This is a genomic window from Bradyrhizobium sp. JYMT SZCCT0180 (genome assembly GCF_018130165.1).
In the GTDB taxonomy this organism is placed as follows: Bacteria; Pseudomonadota; Alphaproteobacteria; order Rhizobiales; family Xanthobacteraceae; genus Bradyrhizobium.
In genome coordinates this window covers 255,327-264,575 of sequence record NZ_JAFCLZ010000003.1, presented here as the reverse complement: position 1 = coordinate 264,575, position 9,249 = coordinate 255,327, and the positions used below count along the sequence as shown (strand labels likewise).

12 protein-coding genes and 18 tRNA genes are annotated in these 9,249 nt (G+C 61.1%); 7 read left to right on the top strand and 23 right to left on the bottom strand.

All coding sequences use genetic code 11. The features are described from left to right. Positions 1-100 precede the first annotated feature (100 nt). Complete coding sequence (locus tag JQ641_RS06305; RefSeq protein WP_211995074.1) at positions 101-598, bottom strand: hypothetical protein; 498 nt, start codon at positions 596-598, stop codon at positions 101-103. Here JQ641_RS06305 and JQ641_RS06300 point away from each other — a divergent pair. From JQ641_RS06300 to JQ641_RS06290, 3 genes are all read left to right on the top strand, one after another. Then, the gene (locus JQ641_RS06300) at positions 597-1,049 is read left to right on the top strand and encodes a VOC family protein (protein ID WP_192735781.1); all 453 of its coding nucleotides are present in this window, start codon (positions 597-599) and stop codon (positions 1,047-1,049) included. The genes JQ641_RS06305 and JQ641_RS06300 overlap by 2 nt on opposite strands. Before the next feature lie 72 nt (positions 1,050-1,121). Next, positions 1,122-1,349, top strand: a complete 228-nt coding sequence (locus JQ641_RS06295) for a hypothetical protein (protein ID WP_211995072.1) — start codon at positions 1,122-1,124, stop codon at positions 1,347-1,349. A gap of 359 nt (positions 1,350-1,708) precedes the next feature. After that, complete coding sequence (locus tag JQ641_RS06290; RefSeq protein WP_502754930.1) at positions 1,709-2,353, top strand: glutathione S-transferase family protein; 645 nt, start codon at positions 1,709-1,711, stop codon at positions 2,351-2,353. Positions 2,354-2,356: 3 nt separating this feature from the next. On the opposite strand, the gene JQ641_RS06285 is transcribed toward JQ641_RS06290, so the two are convergent. Together JQ641_RS06285 and JQ641_RS06280 are read right to left on the bottom strand one after the other, a co-directional pair. Further along, positions 2,357-2,611 (bottom strand): porin, encoded by a 255-nt coding sequence (locus JQ641_RS06285; RefSeq protein WP_211995068.1) that lies wholly within the window; start codon positions 2,609-2,611, stop codon positions 2,357-2,359. A 31-nt stretch (positions 2,612-2,642) separates the two neighbouring features. Further along, positions 2,643-2,900, bottom strand: a complete 258-nt coding sequence (locus JQ641_RS06280; protein WP_211995066.1) for a PilZ domain-containing protein — start codon at positions 2,898-2,900, stop codon at positions 2,643-2,645. A 249-nt stretch (positions 2,901-3,149) separates the two neighbouring features. Here JQ641_RS06280 and JQ641_RS06275 point away from each other — a divergent pair. Beyond that, a tRNA-Glu gene (locus JQ641_RS06275) sits at positions 3,150-3,224 on the top strand. Between the two features lie 104 nt (positions 3,225-3,328). Here the strand turns inward: JQ641_RS06275 and JQ641_RS06270 are convergent. Continuing rightward, positions 3,329-3,404: transfer RNA gene (locus tag JQ641_RS06270), tRNA-Trp, on the bottom strand. Positions 3,405-3,626: 222 nt separating this feature from the next. Between JQ641_RS06270 and JQ641_RS06265 the strand changes: the two genes are divergently transcribed. Beyond that, the gene (locus JQ641_RS06265) at positions 3,627-3,980 is read left to right on the top strand and encodes a hypothetical protein (RefSeq protein ID WP_211995063.1); all 354 of its coding nucleotides are present in this window, start codon (positions 3,627-3,629) and stop codon (positions 3,978-3,980) included. A 1-nt stretch (position 3,981) separates the two neighbouring features. On the opposite strand, the gene JQ641_RS06260 is transcribed toward JQ641_RS06265, so the two are convergent. The 19 genes from JQ641_RS06260 to JQ641_RS06170 all read right to left on the bottom strand — a co-directional run bounded on the left by JQ641_RS06260 (position 3,982) and on the right by JQ641_RS06170 (position 7,058). After that, positions 3,982-4,055, bottom strand: a tRNA-Gly gene (locus tag JQ641_RS06260). A gap of 5 nt (positions 4,056-4,060) precedes the next feature. Continuing rightward, positions 4,061-4,132 (bottom strand) — tRNA-Gln (locus JQ641_RS06255). 38 nt (positions 4,133-4,170) lie between these two features. Beyond that, a tRNA-Pro gene (locus JQ641_RS06250) sits at positions 4,171-4,249 on the bottom strand. A 7-nt stretch (positions 4,250-4,256) separates the two neighbouring features. Continuing rightward, positions 4,257-4,335, bottom strand: a tRNA-Arg gene (locus JQ641_RS06245). 27 nt (positions 4,336-4,362) lie between these two features. Next, a tRNA-Asn gene (locus JQ641_RS06240) sits at positions 4,363-4,438 on the bottom strand. A 191-nt stretch (positions 4,439-4,629) separates the two neighbouring features. Further along, a tRNA-Gly gene (locus tag JQ641_RS06235) sits at positions 4,630-4,703 on the bottom strand. Between the two features lie 36 nt (positions 4,704-4,739). Further along, positions 4,740-4,824 (bottom strand) — tRNA-Tyr (locus JQ641_RS06230). Positions 4,825-4,896: 72 nt separating this feature from the next. Then, positions 4,897-4,972, bottom strand: a tRNA-Arg gene (locus JQ641_RS06225). Between the two features lie 25 nt (positions 4,973-4,997). Next, complete coding sequence (locus tag JQ641_RS06220; RefSeq protein ID WP_211995062.1) at positions 4,998-5,534, bottom strand: HNH endonuclease; 537 nt, start codon at positions 5,532-5,534, stop codon at positions 4,998-5,000. 54 nt (positions 5,535-5,588) lie between these two features. Further along, a tRNA-Asp gene (locus tag JQ641_RS06215) sits at positions 5,589-5,664 on the bottom strand. 29 nt (positions 5,665-5,693) lie between these two features. Next, positions 5,694-5,776, bottom strand: a tRNA-Leu gene (locus JQ641_RS06210). Between the two features lie 211 nt (positions 5,777-5,987). Next, positions 5,988-6,073 (bottom strand) — tRNA-Lys (locus JQ641_RS06205). Between the two features lie 43 nt (positions 6,074-6,116). After that, entirely contained in the window at positions 6,117-6,257 is a 141-nt protein-coding gene (locus JQ641_RS06200) for a hypothetical protein (RefSeq protein WP_211995061.1), read from the bottom strand. A gap of 17 nt (positions 6,258-6,274) precedes the next feature. Next, positions 6,275-6,348: transfer RNA gene (locus JQ641_RS06195), tRNA-Ile, on the bottom strand. A gap of 6 nt (positions 6,349-6,354) precedes the next feature. Then, positions 6,355-6,429: transfer RNA gene (locus JQ641_RS06190), tRNA-Val, on the bottom strand. Between the two features lie 5 nt (positions 6,430-6,434). Continuing rightward, a tRNA-Val gene (locus tag JQ641_RS06185) sits at positions 6,435-6,509 on the bottom strand. A 4-nt stretch (positions 6,510-6,513) separates the two neighbouring features. Further along, positions 6,514-6,598: transfer RNA gene (locus JQ641_RS06180), tRNA-Leu, on the bottom strand. Between the two features lie 29 nt (positions 6,599-6,627). Next, positions 6,628-6,702 (bottom strand) — tRNA-Thr (locus tag JQ641_RS06175). A gap of 167 nt (positions 6,703-6,869) precedes the next feature. Then, positions 6,870-7,058: a hypothetical protein gene (locus JQ641_RS06170; RefSeq protein WP_211995060.1), complete on the bottom strand. Its 189-nt coding sequence runs from the start codon at positions 7,056-7,058 to the stop codon at positions 6,870-6,872. Positions 7,059-7,520: 462 nt separating this feature from the next. Here JQ641_RS06170 and JQ641_RS06165 point away from each other — a divergent pair, with 462 nt between their 5' ends. Both JQ641_RS06165 and JQ641_RS06160 read left to right on the top strand, forming a co-directional pair. Beyond that, on the top strand, positions 7,521-7,916 hold the full coding sequence (locus tag JQ641_RS06165) for a nuclear transport factor 2 family protein (RefSeq protein ID WP_211995059.1): 396 nt from the start codon (positions 7,521-7,523) through the stop codon (positions 7,914-7,916). 26 nt (positions 7,917-7,942) lie between these two features. After that, positions 7,943-9,175, top strand: coding sequence for a Zn-dependent hydrolase (locus tag JQ641_RS06160; protein WP_211995058.1), 1,233 nt, complete (start codon positions 7,943-7,945; stop codon positions 9,173-9,175). Positions 9,176-9,249 lie beyond the last annotated feature (74 nt).

The window sequence follows — 9,249 nt, the reverse complement described above, 5'->3', positions numbered from 1 at the left end:
TCGAGATTTGTCCCCATCTCCGCTTCTCTCAGAGAGCCCCGCTTTTCCCCAGGCGGGGCTTTCGCTTGAGTCGCAGCGAAGCCGCCCGGTTCGGGTCCACTCATCGTGCGCCTCCGCTTTGCTCTTCACACCGATAATAGATCTCTCCCTTGGCCTGAAGCTTGTTCGGTTCGATCAGCTTAAGCGTGATTGAATCGTTAGACCGACCATCGTCTGCAAAACTATATCCTGTACCCTTTAATGAGCCGTCCTTTAGCCGGGTAATGCGCTTGATCTGGTAGCCTTGCTCGTAAAACAGCACTGTCCGGGGTTCGACCGTCATAGCGAGTTCGCTGGACTGCTGTCCGCACGCAACGGCGTCAGAGGCCCATTTCCCCAGCATGCTGGTGGGAAGTTGGTCGGCGGCATGAGCCGTGCCGGAGATGAGAAGAGCGCCAAGCAGGTATTTCATGCTGCCATCACTTTCCCAGCTGCACCGCCATGTAAAGGACCCAGGGTAGCGCCCAAACAGCATCATGCCCCCTGCCCCGTGGCGAATTTTGCTGCTATTCAAGCCCCGAACCAAAAACCAAGCCTCGCAAAGGGAGCCAAGAAACATGCGTTTTCTCCACACCATGCTGCGCGTCCGCAATCTCGATGCCGCGATGAAATTCTATTCTGATGCGCTGGGGCTGAAGGAAGTGCGCCGGATCGACAACGACAAGGGCCGCTTCACGCTGGTGTTCCTGTGCGCCGCCGAAGACGAAGGCCTGCTCAAGGCCTCGCCGGCCACCCGCGGCGCGCCGCTGGTCGAACTGACCTACAATTGGGACGAAGAGAAATACGGCGAAGACCGCTATTTCGGTCACCTCGCCTATGAGGTCGACGACATCTACGCCACCTGCGACCGGCTGATGAAGATGGGCATCACCATCAACCGTCCGCCGCGCGACGGCAACATGGCGTTCGTCCGCTCGCCGGATCTGCATTCGATCGAGCTCTTGCAGAAGGGTGACCCGAAGCCGCCGGCCGAACCGTGGACCTCGATGCCGAACACCGGCCACTGGTAGGCATTGAGCCTGTTCGGTTCTTGATGATCAGAACGGGGTCTGGCTTTTGACGCGAACCGGCATGCACTTCGCTTGAAAACGCTACGGTACAACTTCTTTGTGCACGTCCGCCATCCCAGCTACCGGCTGGTGACGAAAGCGGACGTGCCGTTTCCCTCAGAAACCTCGGAAGACGAATGGAGGTTGACGCGCAGCCGCGAGGCCGGCGACGTCAACGCCGAGGTGCGCGAGGCCGTCGATCGAGACGGCTATTCGCTGTTTCAAATCGGACTGTCGCTCTCCGATATTCCACGATCATAACGCGGCATCGCGTGCGCAGTTTCAGTCCGCGCGAAGGAACAAGACACGCGCCCACACGTTCTCTCCTCGATTGATATTTTGGAGGATACGAGGATGGGACGAGGAATTTTGTTGTGGCTGTTGGGCGTGCCGATACCGATAATCCTTCTGTTGTGGCTGTTCTTCGGCCGCTGACGGCAAGCGTACGTGAAATCAGGCTCCGTCGCGATGCGGCGGAGCCTGTTTTTGTTTGGTCCAGGTTTTATTTGGTCCAAGTTTTCTTTTGGTCCAGGCCAAGGCGGCCCGCGCTTTTTTGCTGATCTTCCGCTATGAACCGGTTGCAAGAAGATCACCGCAGGAAAACCGCTGGGAGCAAAGACGTGGCTGACAACAAACAACAACTCACCATCTGGGGCCGGGCCAATTCGGTGAATGTTCAAAAAGTGCTGTGGTGCCTGCGCGAGCTCGATCTCGGCTATGACCGCATCGACGCCGGCATGCAGTTCGGCAAGAATAATGAAGCGCCCTACCTTGCGATGAATCCCAATGGCCGCGTGCCGACGCTGATCGACGGCGATTTCGTGCTGTGGGAATCCAATTCGGTGATGCGCTATCTCTGTCTCGCCTACGGCCAGAATTCGCCGATCTATCCGCAAAGTCCGCAAAGGCGCGCGGCCGTCGACCGCTGGCTGGACTGGACGCTGTCGACCCTGCAACCGGTGGACCGGCCGGTGTTCTGGGCGCTGGTGCGCACGGCGCCGGAAAAACGCGACATGGTCCAGGTCCAGAAGGACGCCGACGCCGAGGCCGTGCAATGGCGGATCGTCGACGCACAAGTGGCAACGCGCCGCTATGTCGAAGGCGATCAGTTCACGATCGCCGATATCGCGCTCGGCGCTTTTGCGCGGCGCTGGTTCGGCGTCGAGGGCGTCACCAAGCCGAAACTTCCGAACCTCGAGCGCTGGTTCGCGCAGATCTCGGAGCGTCCCGGATTTGTCCAGTTCATCGCGCCGCCGATGACGTGACGCTCAGCGCGACCGAGCCGATGTGCCGGCCTCGATACTGACGGCACCGCCGATCTTCGCACAGGTCTCGGTACCCTCGACCCTGACGAATCCCGCCCCATACGCCGCGCACGGGTTGCTTGATGTCGCTCCCTTCAGCGGAAGCAGCTTGCCCGGAGGGACCGCCCTGTCGGACTTCTGATGGCCGGATGGTTCGGCGGCCAACGCCGCCACGCCAGCCAGCACCAGAACAGGGATCGCAAGAAGGAAGTTTCGCATCCCGCCTTTTATCGTCCTGCGCCGCGGGGCGCTAGCGGACGAACTTGATGCCGACCGACTTGCCGCGGCGCCAGACCACTTCGCAGTTTCGCCCCGTGCGGGCATCGCGCGAAAACGCCAGCTTCAGTTTGGCGGGCAGCGTGTTGGGATCATCGATCGTGACCTTGGCGCCCGTCGTGGACATGTCCTGCACCACGCATGGGCGCGCCGCGAAGCCGCCCTCCAGCGTGATCCACCCGGATTGATGCAGCGATTTGCGCGACTCGCGCTTTTTGGTGCCCAAGGCCATGTCAGAAGTTCCCCTGCCACCAGCCCTACTCCAGGCGGCTTTAAAATCCGTTGCAAATCACCAGATGTTTTGGCCGGTCCACCCTTGCCGGCGCAGGCCGGAAGCGCCCGGGAAAAGGCGGTTTCAGGCCGCTTGCCCGCCCGGCAAAACGCCACTATACGTTCGCCGGTCGCCGGCCTGATCCAACCTGATTATCGGCGACCAACACGGCGTATCATGCTGTAAAGCACTGATTTTCCGGTTGTTTTTGCTCCCTTCGTCTATCGGTTAGGACGCCACCCTTTCACGGTGGAGAGAGCGGTTCGATTCCGCTAGGGAGCGCCATCCCGTTTTTCGGCCATTGAAATCACTGGAAACCGTGAGCGCCTACCGCGCGCAAACCAGTTCATTTCCGGACCCGGCAATCATTCCTCACTGCCGCGGAAAAATGGCGGGAGAACCAGGCCTCGAACCTGGAACCTCTGGTTTTGGAGACCAGCGCTCGTCCGCTTGAGCTTCACTCCCCAGCCTGGCCCCGACCCCCGGTGCTGCCCCGCGTTTTCCTGCGCCACAAGCAAGCGTCCTGGCTGCAAGCGTCCTGGCTGATAGACGAGGTCGGAAGGCAATGGTCGCTCGTAACGGTTTCGAACCGTCCTGTTCGCCGTTATGAGCAGCAAGCCCTCCCGAGAGGCCGAGCAGTGGATTTGGTGCGCGCGGCTGGATTCGAACGGGTGATCTTCACCGTGAATGGGTGTTATCCTGGACCGCCAGACGAAGGGAGCGGCTACGGTGATAAAGAAAGCGAAGAAGACCAAAAGGGCGATCGCGAAAAAGTGGAAACCGAAATCGGCAAAGAAACGGCCGCTAACGCAACGGGAAAAGTCGGTCGCTGCAAGGCTTGATGAGCTTGGTGTCACCCATGAAGCCGCCGCGCAAATGCTTGAGATAACCTCGGAGATCGACCGGCTATTTGGAGCCGGACCCAAGCTGCAACTGAACCGAAGGCTCACCGCAGCGCGAATCGCATTCGAAGATGGGATCCTCAACTCGAATAGTATCAAGGACAGCCTCGCGGCAGCCAGGAAGGTGGCTGATCTGTGATTGGCGCGGGCTACCGGACTCGAACCGACTTTGCCTGGCTGGAAACCAGGTGATCAGCCTGTGACCCAAGCCCGCGTTGACAACCTCTAGCGGATTGAACCGCTGACATCCCGGATCAGAACCGGGCGCTCTACCAACTGAGGCAAGAGCTGGCGAGGCGCGAGCGCCCCGCTTGGTTTTGAATCGGATGTGGTCAGTCTGGCTGGATTCGAACCAGCGATCCCCTGCTTCCAAGGCAGGTAGGGACGGCCAGGCTCCCCTACAGACTGTCAACTTTGGCCGACCTGGAGGGACTCGAACCCCCGCCCTCCGCGTTCGTAGCGCGGCGCTCTGAATCCAACTGAGCTACAGGTCAATGATGGTAATCGCCGACAAACGGCATTGGCTCCCGCCCACGGTTTCGAACCGCGCTACCCCGGTTAACAGCCGGGCGCCCTCACCGAGATGGCTCGACGGGAATGAGATGGTGGAGAGTGCCGGTACCGCCCCGGCCGCTTCGATCTTGCAAGGATCAAATGCACCCTTGTGCACTCCCCGTGATGGTGTCCAGAGTCAGTGCCGCCCTGACCTCCCCGGCGTTTCAAACCGATGCTTTCACTGGATTAGCTTTCTGGACGGCGAATTGCGCGACGCGCGCAGTTTCGCAAGATGGCGCGGACCAGCGGAATCGAACCGCTATCAATGCGCGGGCAGCGCATGGCACTCCCAATATACCAGGTCCGCGAGTTTAGGCGGCTGTTGGCCGATCAGCCGAAGGGATGGTGGGTAACCGCGGAATCGAACCGCGCGTGCGCAAAGGCGCAGGCTTTACAGGCCCGCTCAGTCACCAGACTTGGCGTTACCCAAATGTCTCGAAAGCCTGCCGCAGAAGCGAAGCTGTGCGTTGGCAGGAGCCGCACGTTCTGGAAATCAATCCTGGCCACCACGATAGGACTCGAACCTACATCCTCGACCCTCGGATGGTCGTGCTCATCCAGTTGAGCTACGTGGTGAGTACCGCCGGCCGTGGCCGGCGGCTTAGTTCTCGAGTTCGACATCCCAGTAAAGGAAGTCGCGCCAGGTCTCGTGCAGGAAGTTCGGCGGGAAGTGCCGCTGCGCCGCCATCAGTTGATGCACCGTGGGTTCGAACGGCTTCCGGCGAGGCTTCTCCAGCCGCGTGTCTTTCCGCATATTGCAGGGGCTGCATGCCGTTGCGATGTTCTCCCATGACGTCACGCCGCCGGCGGCGCGCGGCAAGACGTGGTCGAAGGTAAGATCGCTCGGGCGGTGCGGAACGCTGCAATACTGGCAAACGAAGTGATCCCGGAGGAACACGTTGAACCGGGTGAAGGCAACCCTGGTCGGCGGCCGCACATAACAGCGCAGCGCGATCACCGACGGCAACTTCATCTGGATCGACGGGCTCCGGGCCACCTCGTCGTATTCAGCAACGACGACGTGAGATCCCTTGACGACCGCCTTGATGGCGTCTTCCCAACCAAACAGGCTGAGCGGGAAATAACTCAGCGGCTGGAAATCCGCGTTGAGCACAAGCGCGGAGCAATTCTGAAACATGAAAACCTCCTCGCGTTGATACTGATGGCGGAATTCTTCGACGTGAATTCAAAGTGGCGCCCCCGACGAGAATCGAACTCGCCGCAACTCGATCGACAGTCGAGCCCCGTCACCAGCTGGGTCCAGGAGCAGCTTGAGAGCAATTTGAGTTCTGCAAAATGGTGCGGCCGCCGAGACTCGAACTCGGATGCACAAGGCGCGCGCCCCTCAAGCGCGGGTGTCTACCGTTCCACCACGGCCGCAGGGCTTGTGTGATCCTGACCTGGGCAGGAGTCTTTTTCCAAGTGGAGGGCCTTCTTGGAACCACGCTTCGACTTCAGGCCCCGCGTGGCTGCGCCACGCGTAGCAGGAAGGGGCGTGTGGCTTGCCGAGCCGTAGCTCGCGGGGCCGCGCCCGCCTTCGCCCAAGTGGGGCTTCGGCGCGGCAGCCTTCACTCACTTCGCGAGCGAAGGCTGGAGGACCAGGTCGGACTCGAACCGACGGTGACTTGCGTCGACGGATTAAGAATCCGCTCCCTTGGCCGCTGGGGGCACTGGTCCTTGATTGGAGGATCCGGGTGGTTTCGAACCACTTGCGCACGGGTTAAAAGGCCGCTCCATCTCCAGTCAGGTTTAACGCTCCGGATCCATCGTTGTGATGGTTTGCGGCGGCAAGCCCCGCCGGTTTCGCAAGATGTGCCTTGCCATCGCTGCGTTCCGTCAAAGGCGTAAAGGCGATGCTCATGTCGGCTTCCTTTCGGTTGGTGCTCCCGTCAGGAATCGAACCTGCATCAACCGCTTATCGAGCGGTCGCACTGCCATTGTGCTACAAGAGCGTGAATTGGTGCGCCTTCACGGAATCGAACCGCGGACAACCGCCATGTCGCGGCGGTACTCTGCCTCTGAGCTAAAAGCGCATGATTGGTGCCCCCGGCTCGGATCGAACGAGCGTGTGTCGGCGCGTAAAACCGATGCCTTGCCGCTTGGCTACGGGAGCATGATGGTGCGAGCGGAGGGAATTGAACCCCCACGGGCAAGCCCGTCGCAGTCTGAGTGCGGTGCGTCTACCAGTTTCGCCACGCTCGCGTTACGTATTGAAAATCACACTCGACGATTGGTGCTGACGGGAGGGCTCGAGTCTCCGCGCTTCGGTTTACAAAACCGCTGCTCTCCATCTGAGCTACGCCAGCTTGAAAAAAATTTACAAACGGCCGGGACAACCCCGGCCAACAGAAATTGCTTCGCTGCCCTGAAACCACCGTTTGCCGCCCCACCAAAGGGGACCAGTACCGGATCAGCGGGCCGTCCTATGTCCTTGCAGGGACGGCCATCCTGAATTCGAAATCGCTTGAAATGATCAGGCGTCCTCACGACGCCGGCAATTGTCCGCCGGCTGCGCTCGGTTGATGTAATCGAGATAGACTTGCTCGGCCTCGGAAATGCCCCGGCGCTGCGTCACGATGCGCACGAAGGCATGCGCCACCGGCGAGGATAAAATCCTCTGGCGGTCACGGTCCTCGAGTCCTGTGGTGCTGTCGCGGGTCATCTTCGCTCTCTGCCTTGAGGCAGAGGGTAGATTCCCGCTGCCGGTTTACGCTCTTGCTGTCCTGCTGGTCCCGAGATTTTCGGGCGCCAGATAGCTCGGACCTTGCTTCGCCACGCACATGCGCGACCAATCGCACGGCCGAATAAACGGCAGCGCGGCGGCGGCTTTCGCGACGATATGTGAGCGTAGGCTCAACATGGCTTCGGTCCTTAAGAGCGCCGGCGGATTCCGGCGAAGGGGCGTTGGTATGCGCAGAAGATTTAAAATCCGTCAAGAGATCGAAGCAAACATTCTGATGAACGGCATCGCGCTTGTTGAACCATTCCCGCCGCGTCGTCGCGGGACAACCGCCTCAAAATAATAGAGATTTGACTCGTTCGCGCCGGTTCGCTTTGCTCTCGCACGTGATCGAAAAAATCCTCATCAGCCGGTACACTTTCTCACTCCAGGGATTGTTGGAGCGTGAATAAAATCATGGCGCCCTCCTCCACCGAACGCGACGATCTGTTCAAAGGCTTCGCGCGCGCCCTCTTCAAGGGCGACATGGTTGCGCTCTATTCCGTGGTGACGCCTGACTTTCTCTGGACCTTTCACGATGGTCTGGCGGTGACCAAATCCCTCGCCGGCGCCGCCGCCATTGCCGAACATCTCGCCGAGCAAAAGGCCCTGTTCTCGGCGCAACGCTTCCATGACGTGGCCTATCATCACGCCGGTGATATGACCTTCATGACGTTCCGTGTCAGCGAAACCGTGCGCGCCACCGGCGAGCAGCGCGAACAACGCGGCGTCGAGTGCTATACGTTTCGCGATGGAAGGCTCGCGACCAAGGATGCTTATCGCAAGCCGGCCGGCCCCTGACTGCCCATCAAGGAGAGGCACCAGCAATGCCCAACAAGACCCTGCCCTTCGACGGCGCCCGCGTCCTCGCCGACCTCCATGCGCTGCGTGGCATCGGCACCCACAAGACCGGTGTTCACAAGCCGACCTTCTCGGAGCCGCATATGCGCTCGCTGGAATGGCTGGTGCAGCGGCTTCCCGAGGCGGGACTGACGGCTGAGATCGACGGCATCGGCAATGTGCTGGGCACCAGCACGAAACCTGGCCCGAAGCTGTTGGCGGGCTCGCATCTCGAAAGCCAGAATTACGCGGGCTGGCTCGACGGTCCGCTGGGCGTCATCTATGCGCTTGAAGCCGCCCGCGTCATCAATCCGGATCCGAGCATCAAGGGCGCCGTCGAGGTTGCATCCTGGTGCGATGAGGAAGGCCATTTCGGCAACTTCCTCGGCAGCCGCTCCTATGTCGGCGCGCTCACCGAGGCTGACGTCGACGCCGCGCGCGACCGCAACAGCGATCGCACCATGCGCGAGGTGCTTCGCGAAGTCGGCCTCGCCGGCCGCCCGCGCGCGTCAGCCGAACGCGGGCGCCACATCGGATATCTCGAGGCGCATATCGAACAGGGCCAGACCCTCGAGGGCGGCGCGCTCAATATCGGCGTCGTCACCTCCATCGTCGGTATCTGGCAATACCGGATCACCTTCACCGGCGAGCAAAACCACGCGGGCGCGACGCGGATGGCCGTGCGCAAGGACGCTGGCCTCGCCCTGGCGAAATTCTGCGTCGATATCGACGAACGGTTTCCAAAAGCCTGTGGCCAGCGCACGGTTTGGACTACCGGCTCGATCAGGCTCGATCCGGGTGCGCCGAGCATCATCCCGGGATCTGCGGAAATGCTGTTCCAGATGCGCGACGACGACCCCGCGGTGATCGATCGCCTGGAGGATCTGCTGCGAAGCATGGCCGCCGATGTCAGTGCGCGCGGCCCCTGCACGGTTGCGGTGGAGCGCATTCGCACCGGCGCGCCCGCGATGATGGACGCCTCGTTCCAGCAAGCGATCGAAGCTGCGAGCAAGGCGCTTGCCGGCGGCAGGTCGATCCGCATGCCCAGCGCCGCCGGGCACGATGCCCAGATTCTCTCGACCATCATGCCGTCAGGCATGCTGTTCGTGCCCTCGATCGGCGGCATCAGCCATCACTGGACCGAGAACACTGAAGACGCCGACATCGTCACCGGCGCCGAGGTGTTTGTCGACGCCTGCCGGCGCCTGTTGGCGGGCTAAGCGCGCCGCCGCGCGTCGACCAACGGCGATCTCCGCGCGTTTGCCCGAACAAAAAAAGCCCCGGACGATGCCGG